General features: G+C 74.4%; 18 protein-coding genes and 1 tRNA gene. 11 read left to right on the top strand and 8 right to left on the bottom strand.

Going from position 1 to position 19,443, the window contains the following annotated elements:
- Positions 1 to 53: 53 nt before the first annotated feature.
- Positions 54 to 920, top strand: coding sequence for a hypothetical protein (locus VEW93_03175; protein ID HYI60788.1), 867 nt, complete (start codon positions 54 to 56; stop codon positions 918 to 920).
- Between the two features lie 10 nt (positions 921 to 930).
- On the opposite strand, the gene VEW93_03170 is transcribed toward VEW93_03175, so the two are convergent.
- Positions 931 to 2,253 carry an acyl-CoA dehydrogenase family protein gene (locus VEW93_03170; GenBank protein HYI60787.1) on the bottom strand — a complete coding sequence of 441 codons (1,323 nt, stop codon included), beginning with the start codon at positions 2,251 to 2,253 and terminating at the stop codon, positions 931 to 933.
- Between the two features lie 123 nt (positions 2,254 to 2,376).
- Here VEW93_03170 and VEW93_03165 point away from each other — a divergent pair, with 123 nt between their 5' ends.
- The 3 genes from VEW93_03165 to VEW93_03155 all read left to right on the top strand — a co-directional run bounded on the left by VEW93_03165 (position 2,377) and on the right by VEW93_03155 (position 5,449).
- On the top strand, positions 2,377 to 3,483 hold the full coding sequence (locus VEW93_03165) for a hypothetical protein (GenBank protein ID HYI60786.1): 1,107 nt from the start codon (positions 2,377 to 2,379) through the stop codon (positions 3,481 to 3,483).
- A gap of 56 nt (positions 3,484 to 3,539) precedes the next feature.
- Positions 3,540 to 4,577, top strand: coding sequence for a 1-acyl-sn-glycerol-3-phosphate acyltransferase (locus VEW93_03160; protein ID HYI60785.1), 1,038 nt, complete (start codon positions 3,540 to 3,542; stop codon positions 4,575 to 4,577).
- 68 nt (positions 4,578 to 4,645) lie between these two features.
- Positions 4,646 to 5,449, top strand: a complete 804-nt coding sequence (locus tag VEW93_03155; GenBank protein ID HYI60784.1) for an HAD-IIB family hydrolase — start codon at positions 4,646 to 4,648, stop codon at positions 5,447 to 5,449.
- On the opposite strand, the gene VEW93_03150 is transcribed toward VEW93_03155, so the two are convergent.
- From VEW93_03150 to VEW93_03140, 3 genes are all read right to left on the bottom strand, one after another.
- On the bottom strand, positions 5,446 to 6,723 hold the full coding sequence (locus VEW93_03150) for a serine/threonine-protein kinase (GenBank protein ID HYI60783.1): 1,278 nt from the start codon (positions 6,721 to 6,723) through the stop codon (positions 5,446 to 5,448). The genes VEW93_03155 and VEW93_03150 overlap by 4 nt on opposite strands.
- Before the next feature lie 83 nt (positions 6,724 to 6,806).
- The gene (gene bfr, locus VEW93_03145) at positions 6,807 to 7,283 is read right to left on the bottom strand and encodes a bacterioferritin (GenBank protein HYI60782.1); all 477 of its coding nucleotides are present in this window, start codon (positions 7,281 to 7,283) and stop codon (positions 6,807 to 6,809) included.
- Positions 7,284 to 7,416: 133 nt separating this feature from the next.
- Entirely contained in the window at positions 7,417 to 7,614 is a 198-nt protein-coding gene (locus VEW93_03140) for a (2Fe-2S)-binding protein (protein ID HYI60781.1), read from the bottom strand.
- A gap of 114 nt (positions 7,615 to 7,728) precedes the next feature.
- Between VEW93_03140 and VEW93_03135 the strand changes: the two genes are divergently transcribed.
- Both VEW93_03135 and VEW93_03130 read left to right on the top strand, forming a co-directional pair.
- Positions 7,729 to 8,823, top strand: a complete 1,095-nt coding sequence (locus VEW93_03135) for an S-(hydroxymethyl)mycothiol dehydrogenase (GenBank protein ID HYI60780.1) — start codon at positions 7,729 to 7,731, stop codon at positions 8,821 to 8,823.
- Positions 8,823 to 9,464, top strand: a complete 642-nt coding sequence (locus VEW93_03130; protein HYI60779.1) for an MBL fold metallo-hydrolase — start codon at positions 8,823 to 8,825, stop codon at positions 9,462 to 9,464. Before VEW93_03135 ends, VEW93_03130 begins: the two co-directional genes overlap by 1 nt.
- Positions 9,465 to 9,476: 12 nt before the next feature.
- Here VEW93_03130 and VEW93_03125 read toward each other — a convergent pair whose 3' ends face one another.
- Genes VEW93_03125 through VEW93_03115 form a run of 3 tightly spaced genes read right to left on the bottom strand, consistent with a single transcriptional unit; the run spans position 9,477 to position 12,125 of the window.
- Positions 9,477 to 10,667 carry a cytochrome P450 gene (locus VEW93_03125; GenBank protein ID HYI60778.1) on the bottom strand — a complete coding sequence of 397 codons (1,191 nt, stop codon included), beginning with the start codon at positions 10,665 to 10,667 and terminating at the stop codon, positions 9,477 to 9,479.
- A 9-nt stretch (positions 10,668 to 10,676) separates the two neighbouring features.
- Positions 10,677 to 11,351, bottom strand: coding sequence for a hypothetical protein (locus tag VEW93_03120; protein HYI60777.1), 675 nt, complete (start codon positions 11,349 to 11,351; stop codon positions 10,677 to 10,679).
- Between the two features lie 6 nt (positions 11,352 to 11,357).
- Positions 11,358 to 12,125, bottom strand: coding sequence for a glucose 1-dehydrogenase (locus VEW93_03115; protein ID HYI60776.1), 768 nt, complete (start codon positions 12,123 to 12,125; stop codon positions 11,358 to 11,360).
- A 79-nt stretch (positions 12,126 to 12,204) separates the two neighbouring features.
- Between VEW93_03115 and VEW93_03110 the strand changes: the two genes are divergently transcribed.
- The 5 genes from VEW93_03110 to VEW93_03090 all read left to right on the top strand — a co-directional run bounded on the left by VEW93_03110 (position 12,205) and on the right by VEW93_03090 (position 19,011).
- Positions 12,205 to 13,539 (top strand): glycine--tRNA ligase, encoded by a 1,335-nt coding sequence (locus VEW93_03110; GenBank protein HYI60775.1) that lies wholly within the window; start codon positions 12,205 to 12,207, stop codon positions 13,537 to 13,539.
- A gap of 196 nt (positions 13,540 to 13,735) precedes the next feature.
- Entirely contained in the window at positions 13,736 to 14,851 is a 1,116-nt protein-coding gene (locus VEW93_03105; GenBank protein ID HYI60774.1) for a TerC family protein, read from the top strand.
- Between the two features lie 99 nt (positions 14,852 to 14,950).
- Positions 14,951 to 17,677, top strand: a complete 2,727-nt coding sequence (dnaG, locus tag VEW93_03100) for a DNA primase (GenBank protein ID HYI60773.1) — start codon at positions 14,951 to 14,953, stop codon at positions 17,675 to 17,677.
- Entirely contained in the window at positions 17,674 to 18,864 is a 1,191-nt protein-coding gene (gene rpoD / locus VEW93_03095) for an RNA polymerase sigma factor RpoD (protein ID HYI60772.1), read from the top strand. Before dnaG ends, rpoD begins: the two co-directional genes overlap by 4 nt.
- Before the next feature lie 71 nt (positions 18,865 to 18,935).
- Positions 18,936 to 19,011, top strand: a tRNA-Asn gene (locus VEW93_03090).
- A gap of 119 nt (positions 19,012 to 19,130) precedes the next feature.
- On the opposite strand, the gene VEW93_03085 is transcribed toward VEW93_03090, so the two are convergent.
- On the bottom strand, positions 19,131 to 19,443 hold a 313-nt coding region (locus VEW93_03085; GenBank protein HYI60771.1), incomplete at its 5' end, for a hypothetical protein.

Genomic DNA, 19,443 nt, shown 5'->3' with positions numbered 1-19,443 from the left:
TTAGCTAACCCTGACTAGGGCGCGGCGGGGGGCGGGGGGCGTAACCTGCGGGGGTGACCTCAGCGGTGCCGGGCGGTGCGGCCGGGGGCCCGACGCCCTGGTGGGCGGCGTGCCTGGGCGAGACCCAGATGCGCGTCCAGCGCCGGGGCTCCGGGGCCTTCCTGGGCCTCGACCCCGACGAGCCCTTCGGCATGGCCGTGGCCGTGGCCCTCCTTCCGCCCGGCCAGCGGGCCGCGGCCCTGGGCCGCTCGGCCCTCATCCCCCACACCCCCGACTGGTCCGAGGCCGGCCTGGGCCCCGTCCACGGGATCAGCGTGCGCATCCCGGCCTGGTGCGCCCAGATCGTGCGCTGGCACGGGCGCATGGAGCTGGAGCCCCCGCCCCACCTGCCCAACGTGTTCGACCTGCCGGTCTGGGTCGACCCGGCCACCGGCAAGGCCACCGACGTGATCCACCCGACCCTGGTGCAGGAGTGGGGGCCGTGGCGCGACCTGGCCGTCGGCCTGTGGAAGCGGGACGAGGCCCCGCTGGCCACGGTGCGCCAGGTGCTCGGCGCCCCGGCCACGGTGGGGCGGTTCGGGCGGGGGGCCCTGGGCGCGGTGCGGGAGATGATCCACGAGATCCGCCACCTGGGCGACACCGCGGCGCCCCCGCCGGCCGGGGACCGACCCGACGACACCAGCCACCCGCCCGTCGAGGGGGTGGGCTACCGGGCGTGGGTCACCACCTCGGCCCTGTTGGAGCGCGACGAGGTCCACCCCACCCACCGGGAGGCGTTCACCGCCCACCGGGGCGTCCACCCGGGGCGGTGGGAGGTGGTGGACGCGGCCTGGCGGGACCGGGCCGGCCGGGACCCGGTGCTGGCCGCCTGGGCCACCTTCGACCGGGAGCGCCTCCTGCCCCTCGGGGCCCGGTGGTAGCGGCCGGCCCTCAGCCGTTCTTGGGGAGCTCGGAGTAGGGGGTGTCCTTGGCCGGGCCCGGCTCCTTGGGGAGGCCGAGGACCCGCTCGCCGATGATGTTGCGCTGGATCTGGTCGGTGCCGCCGTAGATGGGCGGGCCCTGGGCGAAGAGCGCCATCTCGGTGATCATGGGCGTGGCCGCCGGCAGCTCCGCCGCCTTCATGGCGTCGCGCCCCTCGCCGTCGTAGGTGTGGATGGTGCCGGCCGGGCCCAGGACCCGCAGCCCCAGGTCGCGGGCCAGGCGCAGGATCTCGCTCATGGACAGCTTGGCCATGTTGCCGTAGCCGGGGATGTCCCGGCCGGCGGCCTTCTCGGCCTTGAGGCGCTGGCCCCCGACCCGGGCGATCTCGTTCAGGGTGTGGAGCCGCATCAGGTCCTGGCGGACCAGCGGGTCGTCGAGCTGCCCGGTGGTCCGGGCCGTCTCCAGGATCAGGCCGTAGGCGCCGGCCAGGGCGCCCGGGCCCCCGCCCCCGCCCCGGCGACGGGTGCCGCTCACGAAGTCGCCGGCCCGCCGGTCCAGGTCGCCGCTGACCGTGCCGGGGGTGGCGAGCGAGGCGGCGGCGTGGCCGCTGCCGGCGCCCAGGCCGGCCCGCTCGAAGGCCAGGGTGGTGTTGGCCACGGCCCAGCCCTGGCCGTAATCGCCGATCACGTTGTCGGCCGGCACCCGGGCGTCGGTCAGGAACACCTCGTTGAACAGGGCCCGGCCCGTCATCTCCTTGAGCGGCACCACCTCCATGCCGGGCTGGTGCATGTCGATGCCGAAGTAGGTGATGCCCCGGTGCTTGGGGGCGTCGGGGTCGGTGCGGGCGATGAGCATGCCCATGTCGGCCACGTGGCCGGCCGAGGTCCACACCTTCTGGCCGTTGACCACCCACTCCTCGCCGTCGCGGACGGCCTTGGAGTTGAGGCCGGCCAGGTCGGAGCCGGCGCCGGGCTCGCTGAAGAGCTGGCACCACCCCTTCTGCCCGGTGACGATGTCGCGCAGCCACACCTTCTTCTGCTCGTCGCTGCCGTGGGTGACGATGGTGGGCCCGGCCAGGAGCAGGCCCAGGCCGCCGGGGGCGCCCAGGGCGCCGTGGTCGGCGATGGCCCGGGCCACCCGGCCGGCATCGGAGGGGGAGAGGCCCCGGCCGTAGTTGGCCTCGGGCCAGGCCGGGGCCGACCAGCCCTCGGTGCCCAGCTTCTCCCACCACTCGGCCACGGTGAGGTCCGGGTTCCACTCGGCATCCAGGAACGCCTGCAGCTCGTCGAGGTAGGCCTCGGAGGCGGACGTGCGGTCGGCGGTGTCGGTCATGGGAAACCCCGGGGTGGCGCGCGGACGGACGGGACGCGAGCGTGCCCGATCTTGACCAACGGGTCAAGACGGCTCGGGGGGCGACGGCTCGGGCCCGGCGGCCGTCCCGGTACGGTCGGCCGGGTGCCGTCGCCCGACCCCGCCCCGGCCGTCCTCGACCTGGCCGAGGTGCAGGAGGTGGTGGTGGCCGCCGCCGCCGCCGGGGAGGAGGCCGGGGCGCTGACCCCGGCCGTCGTCGCCGCCTTGCGCCGGGCCGGGCTGTTCGCCCTCCACCAGCCCCCCGACCTGGGGGGCCACGGCCTGCCCCTGCCGGTGGCCTGCGCCGCCATCGCCCGGGTGGCCGAGGCCGACGGGGCGGCCGGGTGGGCGGCCATGATCGGCTCCGGCCCGGCCTGGTTCGCCGGCCACATGGACCCCGAGGGGGCGGCCGAGGTGTTCGGGGACGGCGGGGCGGTGGCCGGCTCCGGCCAACCCGGGCGGGCCCAGCCGGCCGGGGGCGGGGACTGGCGGGTCTCGGGCCGGTGGCGCTGGTGCAGCGGGGCGCCGTGGGCCGAGTGGTTCACGTTCAACGCCGCCGACCCCGACGGGGAGGTCGTCACCGTGGCCGTCCCCGCCGCCGAGGTGACCGTGCACCCCGGCACCTGGGACGTGCGCGGCCTGCGGGCCACGGCCAGCCTGGACGCCTCGGTCGACGGCGCCGTCGTGCCCGCCCACCGGGCCTTCCGGGTCGGGTCGGCCCCCCGGCGGCCCGAGGCCGTGTTCCACGTCCCGTTCGTGGCCTTCGCCCAGGCCACCATGGGCGCGGTGCCGGTGGGGGTGGCCCGGCGGGCCGTCCGGGAGGCCGCGGCCCTGGCCGGGGCCAAGGTCCCCACCCACGGGGACCGGCCCCTGGCCCAGCAGCCCCCGGCCCGCCAGTCCTTGGCCGGGGCGGCGGCCGCGGTGGCCGCGGCCGAGGCGGGCCTGGAGCGGGCCACCGAGGAGGTCTGGGCCGCGGTGGCCGACGGCCGGGAGCCCGGGGCCGATGCCCTGCTCGGCCTGGGGCTGGCCGCCATCCACGCCGCCCGCACGGGGGTGCAGGTGGCGACCGACCTTGGGGTGGTGGCCGGCATGTCGGCCCTCGACCGCTCCTCGGCCCTGGGCCGGGCCCTGGCCGACCTCCCCGCCGCGGCCCGCAACACCCTCCTGTCCGAGGCGCGCCTGGCCGAGGTCGACCCCGCCGCTCTGGCCTGAGCCCGCCCCGCCGTCCGTCCCGGGGCGGTGGCGGCCGGTGCCGGTAGCGTCGGCCCGTGCCCGCCCCCACCCTCCCCCGTTGGGCCCGGCGGGCGGTGACGGTGCCGGCCGCCCTGGCCGCGCCGTGGGCCCTGGGGGCGGCGGCGCCGGGGGCGGTGCCGGTCGCCGTGGCCCGCGACCTGGCCGACGGGGACGGGCGCATGTGGCGCACCCGGGCCTACGCCATGGCCCTGGCCTACGCCGGGGCCGAAGCGGGGGGCCTGGCCGCCAGCGGCGTGTTGTGGGCCGCCTCGGGACCGGAGGGCACCGGCTCGGCCCGGTCCCAGGGGTGGCACCACGACCTGCAGCGGGCCTGGGTGGCGTCCATCGCCACCGCCGGGCGGGCCCTGCTGGACCTGCGCATCGAGGCCGAGGGCCTCGACGACCTGGGGGAGGGACCGCTGGTGGTGCTGGGCCGCCACGCCAGCCTGCCCGACGCCTTCCTGCCCGCCGAGCTGTTCGCGGTGCGGGCCGGCCGCCGCCTCCGCATGGTGGTCAAGCGGGACCTGGAGTGGGTGCCCTGCCTGGACGTGGTCGGCCACCGGCTCCCCAACGCCTTCGTCGACCGGGCCCCGTCGTCGGCCTCCGAGGCGGCCGAGGCGCTGGCCGGGGTGGCGGCCGGCATGGACGCGGAGGACGTGGCCGTGATCTTCCCGGAGGGGACCTACCCCTCGCCGGCCGCTCGGGAGCGGGCCCTGGCCCGCCTGGCCGAGCGCCAGCCCCGGCTGCGGGCCCGGGCCGAGGGCCTCCGCCACCTGCTGCCGCCCCGGCCGGCCGGCACCCTGGCCCTGCTGGACGCCGCCCCTCGGGCCGACGTGGCCATCCTCGGGCACGTCGGCCTCGAACACCTCTCGTCCCTGGCCCGCCTGGCTCGCTCCCTGCCCCTGCGCCACCCGGTGCGAGCCCGCCTGTGGCGGGTCGACCGGTCCGAGGTGCCCCGGGGTCGGGCCGCCCGGGTCGAGTGGCTGTGGGAGCGCTGGGAGGCCCTGGACACCTGGGTCGACCGGGAGTTGGCCGCCCGCCCCGGCGGCCGGGAGGTGGCGGCGGCCCGCTGACCGGCCACCGGTCGGGGTCGCCGGTGCCCGGTTCGCCCGGGTGGGGGCGGCCCGGCCAGCATCGGCCGGTGCTCCCCCTGGTGTTCATCGACGTCGACGGCACCCTGGTGGGCTCCACCGGGGCCCCCACCGAGGCGGTGTGGGCCGCGGCCGCCGCCGCCGTGGCCCGGGGCCAGCACCTGGCCCTGGCCACCGCCCGGCCCGCCTTCGGGGCCACCTGGGACTGGGCCCGCCGCCTGGACCCCGGCGGGTGGCACCTGTTCCAGTCGGGCACCAGCCTGGTCCACACCGGCACCGGCGAGATCCGCCACCAGCCCCTGCCGGTGGCCGCGGTGGAGGCGCTGGTGGCCACCGCGGCCGACCGGGGGTGGGTGCTGGAGCTCTACAGCGACCGGGAGCTGGCGGTGGACAGCGACGCCCCCCTGGCCGTGGCCCACGCCGACCTCCTGGGCATCCCCCATCGGCGGCGCCGGTGGCAGGAGCTGGACGACGTCGTGGTCCGGGCCCAGCTGGTGGTGCCCATCCCCGAGGCGGCCCGGGCCCGGGCCGCGGCCCCGGACGGGACGGTGGGCCACTCGGCCACCTCCCCGGCCATGCCCGGGGCGGCCTTCGTGTCCGTCACCACGGAGGGGACCGACAAGGCCTCGGGGGTCCTGGCCCTGGCCGCCCTGGCCGGCGTGGAGCCCGGGGCGGTGATGATGGTGGGCGACGGCAACAACGACGCCGCCGCCCTGGCCGAGGTGGGCCACGGTGTGGCCATGGGCAACGCCGAGCCCGAGACCCGGGCCGCGGCCCGCCACCAGGTGGGGCCGGTCGACGACGACGGCCTGGTCGAGGCCCTCGACCTGTCGGCCGCCCTCGACCCGCGCTAGCCCGAGCCCCGGGCCGAGGCGCCGATCCCCGGCTCCTCGGCGGGCGGGTCGCCGGCCGTTCCCTCGGGTTCGGTCTCGGGCTTGGTGTCGTCGCTCTCGGCCGTGGTGGTGGCCGGCGGCTCACCGGCCGGCCGGTCCGGCTGGCCGGCCTCGGTGGTGGTGGCGGCGGCGTTGGTCGAGGCCGTGGTCCCCGCGGTGGTGGGGCTGGTCGGGCCCACGGAGCCGGCCGGGACCTGGTCGGGGACCTGGTCCCGCTCCTCCTCCATGAAGGCGGCGGTGCCCAGCAGCACGGCCAGGACGGTGAGGGCCACCACCGCCACCACGGCCACGATCAGCCAGGCCCGGCGGCTGGCCCGGGCCGCAGGGTCCTCGGTCGGCATGGGCATGGCCGGCCCGTCGGGCCCCGGGCCCGGGGGCCCGGCCGGGAGCGGCAGGGGGGCGGCGACGGGCAACCGCCCCTCGATGGCGGCCAGCATGTCGGTGGCGGTGGTGAAGCGGTGGGCCGGGTCGTAGCTGAGGGCCCGGTCGAGGGCCCCGGCCAGCGCCGGGTCGATGTCCGGGCGCTCCATGGCCATGGGGGCCAGGCGGGTGTGCTGCACGGCGTGGGCCACCTCGATGGGGTCGTTGCCGTCGAAGGGGCGCCGGCCGGTGAGCGCCTCGCGCAGGACGACGGCCGCGGCCCACAGGTCGGTGGCCGGGGTGGCGGGCCGGCCGTCGAGCTGCTCGGGGGCGAGGTAGGCGGGGGTACCGACGGCCACGCCGGCCAGGGTGAGGTGGGCGGTGGAGGCAAGGTCCTTGGCCACCCCGAAGTCGCCGACCTTCCAGCGACCGCCGGCCGAGCGGATCAGGTTGCCGGGCTTGATGTCGCGGTGGATCAGGTGGTGGGCGTGCGCCGCGGCCAGGCCGGCCAGCATGTCGGCCGCCACCCGGCGCACCTCGTCCTCGGCCATGGGGCCCTCGGCCAGTCGCCGGTCGAGGGAGGGGCCGGGGAGCCGCTCCATCACGATGAAGAGCAGGCCCTCGTCCTCGTCGATGTCGTAGACGTTGACGACGTTGGGGTGCTCCAGGGCCGCCGCGGCCCGGGCCTCGACCGCGAACCGCTCCCGGAACGAGGGCTCGTCGGAGAGCTGGGCCAGTAGGACCTTGACGGCCACGTCGCGCTGCAGGCGCCGGTCGCGACCGATCCAGACCTCTCCCATGCCGCCCCGCCCGACCTGCTGGCGCAGTTCGTAGCGGTCGAGCAGGACGCGCGCCTCAGCGCCGGTCTCGGCCACGGGCGGAGGCTATCCCCCCTGGTCAGGCCGACTGGCCGACCCCCCCGGGAAAGGGGGGGCCACACCCCCCGGGGATCGCCGCCTCAGTCGCCGTCGTGGAGCTGCTGGGCCAGGTAGCGCTCGAGGCCGACGGCCTGGATGAGCCCGAGCTGGGCCTCGATCCAGTCCAGGTGCTCCTCCTCGCCCACCAGGTGCTTCTCGAACAGGGCCCGGGTGCCGTTGTCGCCCTTCTCGACGCACAGGGCGATGCCCCGGTTGTACCGCTCGACGGCGGCCTGCTCGACGGCCATGTCGGCGGCCAGCTGCTCGGGCACCGTCTCGCCCACCCGCACCGGGTTGAGCCGCTGCATGTTGGGCACGCCCTCGAGGAAGAGGATGCGCTCGATGACCCGGTCGGCGTCCTTCATCTCGTCGATCGACTCGTGGCGGGCGTGATCGGCCAGCCGGCGCAGGCCCCAGTTGTCGAGCATGCGGTGGTGGACCCAGTACTGGTTGACCGCGGTGAGCTCGGCGGTGAGCACCTCGTTCAGGATCTCGATGATGGCGGGATCACCCTGCATGACGGTCCTCTCGGTGGCTCCGGCCAGGGCCGGGGCGGGTGGCTCCGCCCATCATGGCCGACCGAACGCGTGTGTGGGGTGCCTCTCGTCGCGGGGCGCGGGGCACCCGGCGGTGCGCTGTGCAGGCCCCTTGTCAGGCGACGGCAACCCGGCTGCGCTGGGGCAGGGGGGTCGGGATCTCGCTCAGGATCTCCTCGATGGCCGGACGGCAGCCCCCGCACACGCCCCCGGCGCCGCAGGCCGAGACGATGTCGCGCACGCAGGAGGCGCCGCAGAGGGCAGCGGCCTCGATCTGGCGGTGGTTCACCGCCCGGCAGTGGCACACGAGCATCGCCCAGATGATCGCCCCTCCTCCGCGGCGGTGTCAAGCACTCCTTACACGCAGCGGGGCCCACCGCCCCTCGGTACGGTGTCGCCCGACACGCCCCCGGACGAAGGACCAGTGATGGCGCACGACGTGCGAGCGGTGGTGGCGGCGGCCAAGGGCGAGCCGGTGCAGGTGGCCACCATCTCCGTGCCCGACCCCGGCCCCGGCGAGGCCCTGGTCCGGGTGCGGTCCTGCGGGGTGTGCCACACCGACCTGCACTACCGGGAGGGCGCCATCAACGACGACTTCCCCTTCCTGCTGGGCCACGAGGCGGCCGGCGTGGTGGAGGCGGTGGGCGACGACGTCACCGACCTGGTCCCCGGCGACACCGTCGTCCTCAACTGGCGGGCGGTGTGCGGCACGTGCCGGGCCTGCCGCCGGGGCCGGCCCCAGTACTGCTTCGCCACCCACAACGCCACCCAGAAGATGACCCTCGACGGGGTGGCCCTGACCCCCGCCCTGGGCATCGGCGCCTTCGCCGAGAAGACCCTGGTGGCTGCCGGGCAGGCCACCAAGGTCGACCCCCGGGCCCGCCCCGAGGCCGTCGGCCTGCTGGGCTGCGGGGTCATGGCCGGGCTGGGGGCGGCCATCAACACCGGCGGGGTCGGGCCGGGCGACTCGGTGGCCGTGTTCGGGTGCGGGGGGGTGGGCGACGCCGCCATCGCCGGGGCCCGCCTGGCCGGGGCCACCACCGTCATCGCCGTCGACCTCGACCCCCGGAAGCTGGAGCTGGCCGAGGGCTTCGGCGCCACCCACACCGTCGACGCCTCGGCCACCGACCCGGTCGAGGCGGTCCGCGACCTCACCGGGGGGGTGGGGGCCGACGTGGTGGTGGAGGCGGTGGGCCACCCCGGGGTGTTCGAGCAGGCCTTCCACGCCCGCGACCTGGCCGGCACCCTGGTCCAGGTGGGCGTGCCCGAACCCGAGATGCGCATCGACATCCCCATGATCGACTTCTTCGGGCGGGGCGGGGCCCTCAAGCCCTCGTGGTACGGCGACTGCCTGCCCAGCCGCGACTTCCCCCGCTACGTCGACCTCTACCTGCAGGGCCGGCTCGACCTCGACGCCTTCGTCAGCGAGACCATCGCCCTCGACCAGGTCGAGGAGGCGTTCGGGAAGATGGAGCGGGGCGAGGTCCTCCGCTCCGTGGTGGTGCTGGGAGGGGAGGGTTGATGGCGGCCCCCACCGGACCCCGGATCGACAAGGTCGTCACCTCGGGGACCTTCTCCCTCGACGGCCAGGACTTCGACGTCGACAACAACGTCTGGATCGTGGGCGACGACGCCGAGTGCGTGGTCATCGACGCCGCCCACGACCATGAGCCCATCGTGGAGGGCGTGGCCGGCCGGGCCGTGGTGGCGGTGGTCTGCACCCACGGCCACAACGACCACGTCAACGCGGCCCCGGCCCTGGCCGACGCGGTGGGGGCCCCGGTCTGGCTGCACCCCTCCGACACCATGCTGTGGGAGCAGGTGCACCCCCGGCGGCCGGTGGACGCCTCCCTGCACGATGGCCAGGTCATCGCGGTCGCGGGCCGCAAGCTGAAGGTGATCCACACCCCGGGCCACAGCCCCGGCGGCTGCTCCCTGCACGACCACGCCGGCCGGGTCCTGTTCTCGGGCGACACCCTGTTCAAGGGCGGGCCGGGGGCCACCGGCCGCTCCTTCTCCAGCTTCGCCACCATCATCGACTCGATCCGGGACCGGCTGCTGCCGCTGGAGGACGAGACCGTGGTCCACACCGGCCACGGCGATGAGACCACCATCGGCGAGGAGGCCCCCGACCTGGACCGCTGGATCGCCCGGGGGCACTGAGGGCCACGGGCCTCAGCGGAGGGTGAAGGCCAGCTCGAAGCGCTGCACCGCACCCACGAAGATGTTGGGCTCGATCAGCGGCGGCGTGGCCACCCGCAGATCGGTGATGCGCCGGCTCAGCTCCTCGAACAGGAGGGTCAGCTCCAGCCGGGCCAGGTTGGCGCCCAGGCAGAAGTGGGTGCCCCGGCCGAAGGCCACGTGCGGGTTGGGGTCGCGGGTGATGTCGAAGGTGTCGGGGTCGGTGAAGGCGGCCTCGTCCCGGTTGGCCGCCGGGTAGAGGAGGGCCACCCGGTCGCCCTCGGCCACCGGCTGGTCGCCGATGTGGTCGTCGCGGGTGGCGGTCCGGAAGAAGTTGTTGAGCGGCGTGACCCAGCGGATGACCTCCTCCACCGCCCCCGGCACCAGGGCGGGATCCGCGGCCATGGCCTCCCACTGGTCGGGGTGGTCGCAGAAGGCGGCCAGGCCCCGGCTGATGGCGGTGCGGGTCGTCTCCGCCCCGCCCGAGATGACCAGGCCGGTCTCGTTGATGAGCATGCCCTGGCTCATGGGGCAGCCGCCCACGGTGGCCTGGGCCCAGTCGGTCACCAGGTCGTCGGCCGGTTGGTGGCGCCGGGCCTCCAGGGCCTCGTTCAGCACCGGGGCGAACTCCAGGATGGCCAGCAGGAAGTCGTCGGCCGCGGCCTGGTCGGTGTCGATCTGGTCGTAGCGCATGAGCCGCTCCGACCAGGTCTTGATGGCCGGCCAGTGGCTCTCGTCGAAGCCCAGCAGGTGGGCGGTGAGCCGGGCCGGCAGGGGAGCGGCCAGCTCGCCCACCACCTCCATGGAGCCGCCGGCCAGCGCCCCCTCCAGCAGCTCGTCGACCAGGGCCCGCAGGTAGGGCTCCTGGACCGAGACGCCCCGGGGGGTGAAGCGGCGGTTGACCAGGCGGCGCTGCTCCAGGTGCCCGGGGTCGTCCTGGGCGATCATGTTGTCCTCGTCGGGCTCGTGGTGGGAGCGGTAGCCCCGGCCCGAGCAGAACACGTCGGCCCGCCGCTCCACGTCGAGGACATCGGCGTGACGGGTCACTCCCCACAGGCCGTTGGCCTCGTCCCGGTAGACGGGCTGGTTGGCCCGCATCCACCGGAAGGCGGCGTGCATGCCGTCGAGGTCGCCGTAGAAGGCGGGGTCCAGCAGGTCGTAGGGGCGCACGGCGGTGTCGGTCACCGGTCGGCCCTACACGCCGGGCGGGCGGGGCCGCTCGGGGTCGGTGGGGGGCGGGCTGGTGGTCGTGGTGGTCGTCGACGTGGTGGTGGTCGAGGTGGTCGTCGACGTCGACGTGGTGGTGGAGGTCGACGTGGTGCTGCTCGACGTGCTGGTCGTCGAGGAGGAGCTGCTGGACGTCGAGCTCGACGAGGACGGCGCGGTGGTCGACGCCGTGGTGGTGGTGGTCTCCGGGAGGGTGCCCAGGGTGGTCACCGGCTCGGGCCCGTCGTCGTCGCCGCCGGCCAGGGCCACCACCGCGATCACGGCCAGGAGGGCCAGCACGACCACGACGATGACGGCGATCAGCGCGCCGCGGCCGCGGCGCGGCTCCTCGGGCGGGACGTAGCCACCGGTGGCCGGCGCCCCCGACCCGTAGGCCGCGCCCGCGGCGGCGCCCGCCGCCGCTCCGGCTCCGGCGACCGGCAGGACCTGGGTGGCGTCGTCGGCCGGCCCGGCCGGGGGCGTGCCCAGGGGCGGGGTGGCGGGGGCGCCTCCCTCGGGGCGCCAGGCCTGGGTGGCGTCCGCGGGCTGGTCCGGAGCCGGCTCGCCGGTGGCCCAGGCCCGGGTGGCGTCCTCGGGGGTGGGTGGGGGGCCGGCCGGGGGCTCGTCGTCGGGGCGCCAGGCGGAGGTGTCGTCGTCGCTCATGGGGTCCTACTTGCAGGTGGCGATGCCGCCGTCGACGGGCAGCACCGCCCCGGTCACGTACGAGGCGGCCCGGGAGGCCAGGAAGATGGCCGCGCCGGCCATGTCGTCGGGCCGGCCGATCCGCTGCAGCGGGGCCGAGGCCGCGATCTGGTCGCCGGCGGCGGCCAGGGTGGCGGCCATCATCTTGGACTCGAACGGGCCCGGGGCGATGGCGTTCACCGTGATCCGGGGGGCCAGCCGGCGGGCCAGGTGCCGGGTCAGCTGGTGCACGGCCGCCTTGCTGGCCGAGTAGGAGTACGTCTCCAGGATGGGCACCTGGATGCCGTCGATGGAGCCGATGTTGATCACCCGGGCCGGGTCGTCGTCGGTGGCCGCCGCCTCCAGGAGGGGGAGGGCGAACTTGGTGGTGTGGAACACGCCCTTGACGTTGAGGTCGAGGGTGCGGTCCCACGCCGCGTCGTCGAAGTCGGCCAGCGGCGCTCCCCAGGTGGCCCCGGCGTTGTTGACCAGGACGTGGAGCGCGTCGACCTCGGCCCCCACCGCCTCGACCAGCCGCCGGCACTCGTCCTCCCGAGACAGGTCGGCGGGGACGGCCCGGCACGACCCGACCTGCGACAGCTCGGCCGCCACCTCCTCGCACACCTCGGCCTTGCGGCTGGAGATCCACACCGAGGCGCCGGCCTCCACGAACCCCCGGGCGATCATCAGGCCGATGCCCCGGGTGCCCCCGGTGACAAGGGCGGTCTTCCCCTCGATGCTGAACAGGTCGGCCACGGGGCGCGACCGTAGACCACCCGCCCGGGCCGCCAACGGGGGCCGAGGGGCGGGGGCCACCCCGGTACGCTCGCCGGCCATGGCCACCGACCGCACCCCCGACGCCGACCCGGCCCTGTTCGACACCATCGTCAACCTGAGCAAGCGGCGGGGCTTCGCCTTCCCGTCGGCGGAGATCTACGGCGGCTTCCGCTCCACCTACGACTACGGGCCCGTGGGCGTGCTCCTGCTGCGCAACGTGAAGGACGCCTGGTGGCGCTCCATGGTGCAGCTGCGCCACGACGTGGTGGGCCTGGACGCAGCCATCCTGTCCCCCCCGGCCATCTGGGAGGCCTCGGGCCACCTCCAGAACTTCACCGACCCGCTGGTCGACTGCACCAACTGCAAGGAGCGGTTCCGCCTGGACAAGCTGGACGACCCCGACCAGTGCCCGAGCTGCGGGGAGCGGGGCTCCTTCACCGAAGCCCGCCAGTTCAACCTCATGTTCTCCACCCAGGCCGGCCCGGTGGCCGACGCCGGGGCCACCGCCTACCTCCGGCCCGAGACGGCCCAGGGCATGTTCGTGGACTTCACCCAGGTGATGACCACGGCCCGCAAGAAGCCGCCGTTCGGCATCGCCCAGATGGGCAAGTCGTTCCGCAACGAGATCACGCCGGGCAACTTCGTGTTCCGTACCCGCGAGTTCGAGCAGATGGAGATGGAGTTCTTCGTCCCGCCGGCCGAGGCCGCCGACTGGTACGAGTTCTGGTGCCGGGAGCGGTTCCAGTGGTACCTCGACCTGGGGATGCCCGAGGACAAGCTGCGCCTCCGGCCCCACGACGCCGACGAGCTGAGCCACTACTCGTCGGGCACCAGCGACGTGGAGTTCCTGTTCCCGTGGGGGTGGGACGAGCTGGAGGGCATCGCCAACCGGGGTGACTTCGACCTCTCGGCCCACGCCGCCGCCTCGGGGGAGAAGCTCGACTACTTCGACCAGGCCACCGGCGAGCGCTACACGCCGCACGTGATCGAGCCCGCGGCCGGGGTCACCCGGGCCGCCTTCGCCTTCCTCCTCGCCGCCTACGACACCGAGGAGGTGCGGGGCGAGACCCGCGTCGTGCTCCGCCTCCACCCCCGCCTGGCCCCCTACAAGGTGGCCGTCCTCCCGCTGTCCAAGAAGGTCGAGCTGACCGGGCCGGCCCGGGACGTGTACGCGAGCCTGGCCGAGCACTGGATGTGCGACTACGACGAGACCCAGGCCATCGGCCGCCGCTACCGGCGCCAGGACGAGCTGGGCACCCCCCTGTGCGTCACCTACGACTTCGAGTCCGTCGACGACGGGGCGGTCACCGTCCGCGACCGGGACACCATGGAGCAGGAGCGGATCCCCCTCGACGGCCTGGTGGACCACGTCAGGGCCCGGCTCGCCCTCTGATCGGTGCAGATGCCCGGTGGTGACCCGGGCCCAGGTAGATTGCCGCGGTCTGAGGGAGTATCCGACACGGCCGTGACGTCAGCACGGTGGCCCAGGCCACCCGGGGCGGCCGGCCTCCCGGTGCGATGTGCGCCGGGGGGTGGAGAGACTCAGGCTGAAGACGCCCCCCGTTGATCAGCCGGAGACCGCTGCCCCCATGAACGCCCTCATCCTCGCCGCCAGCGAGGGCTCGACCGATCGGTTCGTGAACCTCGACATCCACCCGTGGGAGTGGGGGGCGCTGGTCCTGTTCATCGCCTTCCTGCTGGTGTTCGACCTCCTGGTCGTCCACCGCAAGCCGCACGAGATCTCGTTCAAGGAAGCGGCGATCGAGAGCGCCATCTGGATCTCCATCGGCATCGCCTTCACCGGCGTCGTGTACTACCTCGGCAAGACGTCGGGCGTGGGGCCGGACGGGGCCCACGGTGTCGACGTGGGGGCCAAGGCGGCCGGGGAGTACATCTCCGGCTTCCTGCTGGAGAAGAGCCTCTCCATCGACAACGTGTTCGTGTGGGCGGTGATCTTCGGCTACTTCTCGGTGCCGCCCAAGTACCAGTTCCGCACCCTGTTCTGGGGGATCTTCGGCGCCCTGGTGCTGCGAGCCGCCTTCATCTTCGCCGGCTCGGCCCTCATCAACGCCTTCTCCGTCACCCTGCTGGTGTTCGGGGCCATCCTCATCTACACGGCCCAGAAGATCGCCTTCCACGGCGAGACCGAGGTCGACCCGGAGAAGAGCGTGGTGCTGCGGGCGGTGCGCAAGGTGGTGCCGTCGACCAACGAGTACGACGGGCAGCGCCTGTTCACCCGCGAGAACGGCAAGCGCCTGGCCACCCCGCTGTTCGCGGTGCTGGTCATGGTCGAGACCACCGACGTGGTGTTCGCGGTCGACTCGGTGCCGGCCATCTTCGGCGTGGCCAACGAGACCTTCATCGTGTTCTCGTCCAACGCCTTCGCCATCCTGGGCCTGCGGGCCCTGTTCTTCTGCCTCAACGGCATGCAGGACAAGTTCCGCTACCTCAACTACGGCTTGGGCGCCATCCTGGGCTTCGTGGGGGTGAAGATGATCCTCACCTTCACCGGCGAGGCCATCGACTTCCCGACCGAGGACTTCCACTTCCCGACCGCGGTGTCCCTCGGGGTCATCGTGGGCATCCTGACCGTCACCATCGTGGCCTCGCTGCGAGCCGACAAGCGCGACCCGCGGGACCCCGACGAGGTCGAGCCCAGCCGGATCGGCGACCCCCAGGACCCCTCCGACACCTCCGTGGACTAGCCGGCCCCGCCCCGTCGGGGGTGTCGCAGGGCACTGGTACCGTCCCGGGGTGGTCGCCCCCGCCGTGTCGTCGCCCCCCGGTGGGCCGGGGGGCGCCTGATGGGCATCGTCGACGAGGACATCGTCACCGTCCGCGAGCGCAGCGACATCGTGGCCGTGGCCAGCCAGTTCATGCAGCTCAAGCGGGTGGGCCGGCGCTGGACCGGCCTGTGCCCGTTCCACGGCGAGAGGACCCCGTCCTTCTCGGTCAACGCCGAGCAAGGCCTTTGGTACTGCCTGGCCGGCGAGACCCGGGTGATCACGTGGGAGGGCGTGCGGGAGATCCGCGACCTCGCCGGAGCGACCCACCGGGTGCTCACCGAGAAGGGCCAGTGGGTCGACGCCCCGTTCCGGTCCTTCGGCGTGCAGCCCCTCCTACGGGTGACCCTGACGAGGAACCGCCAGGTCAAGGTGCTCCATGCCACGCCGGAGCACCGCTGGTTCGTCCGGGGGTCGCGGCGGCAGCGGCACGAGCGCACCACGGCGGAGCTCCGGTCGGGCGACGGGTTGACGTGGACGTTCCCTCCCAACCGGGCCCGCCTCATCAAGGGCCTGTCGCCCTTCGGCATCGCCCACGGCATCACCTACGGCGACGGGTCCCGGTTCGGCCCCGGGGTCGCTCTCGACCTCCACGGCGAGAAGGACCGGCAGCTCCTGCGCTGGTTCCCGGAGAACCGCCGGTACGAGATGACGAGGGCGAACGGGGCGGCCTACACCCGGATCCTCGACCTGCCCCTCTTCTTCAAGGAGCGGCCGTCCCTGGATGAGAGCGCGTCGTACCTGGCGGGGTGGCTGGCCGGCTACATCGCCGCCGACGGGCACGTGGCCAAGGACGGGACGTGCAGCCTCAACAGCGCCCGGAGGGAGGACCTGGAGTTCGTTCGCCTCCTGTGCACGCGCCTCGGCGTCGGCACCTACGGCATCACCGAACAGGTGCGCCGGGGGCTGGGCCAGGAGGACTCGTCCCTCTTCCGCATCCACTTCATCAACGAGGACCTCGACGAACGGTTCTTCCTGATCGACGAGCATCGCGAGCGCTTCGCCAAGGCCGAGAAGCGGTGGGTGCGCCGGGGGTGGGTGGTCCGCTCCGTCGAGCCCACCGACCGGGTCGAGGAGGTGTTCTGTGCCACCGTGCCCGGTACCCACTCCTTCGCCCTCGAGGACAACATCCTCACCGGCAACTGCTTTGGCTGCCAGGCCAAGGGCGACACCATCAAGCTGGTCCAGGAGCTCCAGCACCTGGACTTCGTGGGGGCGGTGGAGTGGCTGGCCGGCCACGCCGGCATCACCCTGCGCTACACCGACCGCGACCAGGGCGAGAGCCGCAAGCGGCGCACCGCCCTGACCGAGATCCTGGGCCGGGCCGTCGAGTGGTACCACCAGCGGCTGCTCACCGGACCCGATGCCGGGGCGGCCCGGGCCTACCTGCGCCAGCGCGGCTTCGACGGCGAGACCGTCCGGCGGTACCGCATCGGTTGGGCCCCCGACGGGTGGGACCTGCTGGCCCGCCACCTGGCCATCGACAGCAAGGTGCTGGCCGACTCGGGCCTGGGGTTCGTCAACCGGGCCGGCATCCAGCAGGACTTCTTCCGGGGCCGGGTCCTGTTCCCCATCTTCGACCCGCAGGACAACGCCATCGGCTTCGGGGGCCGCATCCTGCCCGGGGTCGACGGGCCCAAGTACCGCAACACGGCCCAGACCCCGCTCTACGACAAGAGCAAGGTCCTCTACGGCCTCAACTGGGCCAAGGACCCGGTGGTGAAGGCGGACGAGGTCATCGTGTGCGAGGGCTACACCGACGTCATCGGCTTCGCCCGGGTGGGCGTGCCCCGGGCCGTGGCCACCTGCGGCACCGCCCTCACCGAGGAGCACGTCCGGCTGCTCAAGCGCTTCGCCCGCCGAGTGGTGCTGGCCTTCGATCCCGACGGGGCGGGCGAGGCCGCGGCCGAGCGGTTCTACGAGTGGGAGCAGCGCCACGAGCTGGAGGTCACGGTGGCCGACCTGCCCGCCGGCCAGGACCCCGGTGACCTGGCTGGCAGCGATCCCGAGCGGCTGCGGGCCGCGGTGGCCGACACCCGGCCGTTCCTGGGCTTCCGCGTGGCCCGGGCCCTGGGCGGGGGCAGCACCACCACGCCCGAGGGCCGGGCCCGCACCGCCGAGGCGGCTCTGGCCGTCATCCGCGAGCACCCCAGCGAGCTGGTGCGCGACCAGTACCTCATGCAGGTGTCGGACCACTGCCAGGTCGACATCGAGCGCCTGCGGGCCTCGCTGCGCACCGGCGCCCGCCCCGCGGTCCGGCCCCCGGCGGCGCCCCGGCGGGTGGCCTCGGGGGACCGGCCCGAGACCTCGGCCCTCCGCCTCGCCGTCGACGGCGAGCGCAGCGCCGACATGCTGCCCCTCCTGCACGAGGTGCTGTTCTCCGACGAGCGCCACGCCCTGGCCTTCCGGGCCCTGCGCGACGCCGGCGGCGACCTCCACGCCGCCGTCGACTCCGCCGACCCGGGGGCGGCCGAGTTGCTCCAGCGCCTGGCCGCCGAGGACGACCCGGGGGAGCCGCCCGACGTGCGCCGGCAGCTCCTGCGGCTCGAGGGCCAGCGCGAGGTGGAGCGCCTCCGCCGCCGGATCCGGGCCGCCGCCGACCCCGACGCCGAGGCCGAGGCCCTCAACCCGGTGATCGCCTGGCTCCTCAACCGGCTCGACGCGGTGCGCCTCGACGCCCGCCCCGAGCGTGAGGTGGAGGATGAGTTGCTAGGTTGGTTGGCCGAGAGGGCAGAGGAGAGGGCATGACCGACGCCGACGGCGCAGTTCCGCCACACCCCGCTCCGGAGGCGGAGGCGGAGGACGCGCACGGGGGCGTCCCGCTTGCCGTCGCCCCGCCGGCGCCGTCGCTGCCCCCCCTGGTGCCGGGCCCGGCCACGGCTCCGGTCGCCCCGCCGGTCCCGGGCGCCCCCCGCCGGGTGCTCGACAGCCGGCCCCGGCCCGCCCCGTCGGCCGGGAACCGCCGGCCGCCCCGCATCACGGTGGGGGAGAAGTCGGCGGGTGGTTCGGGCGACTCGGTCCGCATCTACCTGCGCGAGATCGGCCGGGTGCCGCTGCTCAACGGTCCCCAGGAGGTCGACCTGGCCCAGCGCATCGAGGCCGGGGCCGACGCCGCCGAGCGCCTGGCCGACCTGTCGGCCGCCGACGGCCTCGACTCCCTGGCCTTCGCCGAGCGCCGCCGCCTGGAGCGGATCTGCCGCGACGGCGAGCAGGCCAAGTCGCAGCTCATCCAGGCCAACCTGCGGCTGGTGGTGTCGGTGGCCAAGCGCTACGTGGGCCGGGGCATGCAGCTCCTCGACCTGATCCAGGAGGGCAACCTCGGCCTCATGCGGGCCGTGGAGAAGTTCGACTGGACCAAGGGCTTCAAGTTCTCCACCTACGCCACCTGGTGGATCCGCCAGGCCATCACCCGGGCCATCGCCGATCAGTCCCGCACCATCCGCATCCCGGTGCACATGGTCGAGTCCATCAACAAGGTGCACCGCATCCAGCGCCAGATGCTCCAGGAGCTGGAGCGGGAGCCCACCGTCGAGGAGCTGGCGGTCAAGGTGGACATGCTGCCGTCGCGGGTGCGGGAGATCCTGCGCATCGCCCAGGACCCGCTGTCGCTCGACTCCCCGGTGGGGGAGACCGACGACTCCAACCTGTCCGACTTCATCGAGGACATGCAGGCCGAGGCCCCGGCCGACGCCGCGGCCCGCACCATGCTGGTCGACGCCGTGGTCGAGGCCATGAGCGAGCTGAACGAGCGCGAGCAACAGGTGGTGCGGCTCCGCTTCGGGCTGGAGGACGGCCAGTCCCGCACCCTCGAGGAGGTGGGCCGGGAGTTCGGCGTCACCCGCGAGCGCATCCGCCAGATCGAGTCCAAGACCCTGGCCAAGCTGCGCCACCCGCACCGCAGCCAGAAGCTCCGCGACTACCTCGACGCCGACTGATCGGCCACCCCGCCGGGCCGTCCGATCCGTCTCGGTGGTCCCAAGGGGCTCTGCTACCGTGACCGTTTCCTTCCGGGGTAGCTCAGCTGGCAGAGCAGCTGACTGTTAATCAGCTTGTCGTGGGTTCGAGCCCCACCCCCGGAGCCATCGGTTCACCTGGGTATGCCTGCCCTGACCCTGGGGCAGGCACACTGATTCCCCTGCCCTGACCTGCGTGCCATCGTCAGGCCGTTGGGTCCTGTTGCCCGGGGGACCTCTTCCGGTCGCTAGAAGCGGGTCTGGGCGGTGGTGCGGTAGTCGGGGAGTGAGGCGAGCGCGGTGGCGGCGGCGATGTCGTTGCCGTCGTTGGCGGCCAGCACCGCCCGCCAGTACCTGGCGTGCAAGGGGTCGAGATCGCGTTGGAGGTAGCGCTGGGTGAGGGTGGTGAGGCGGGCGTTGCGGCTTTCGTCGGATTGGTAGATGGCGCGGCCGACGGCGCCGTGGGTGGAGGTGGTGAGTTGGCTGACCCAGAAGGCGCGGTCGGTGTTGGAGGGGGTGCGGCCCAGGGTGGTGAGGTAGAGGCGGTTGATGAAGCCGTCG

Source organism: Acidimicrobiales bacterium (assembly GCA_035630295.1).
GTDB lineage: Bacteria > Actinomycetota > Acidimicrobiia > Acidimicrobiales > Iamiaceae > Iamia.
This window is presented reverse-complemented; position numbering and strand designations above follow the sequence as displayed.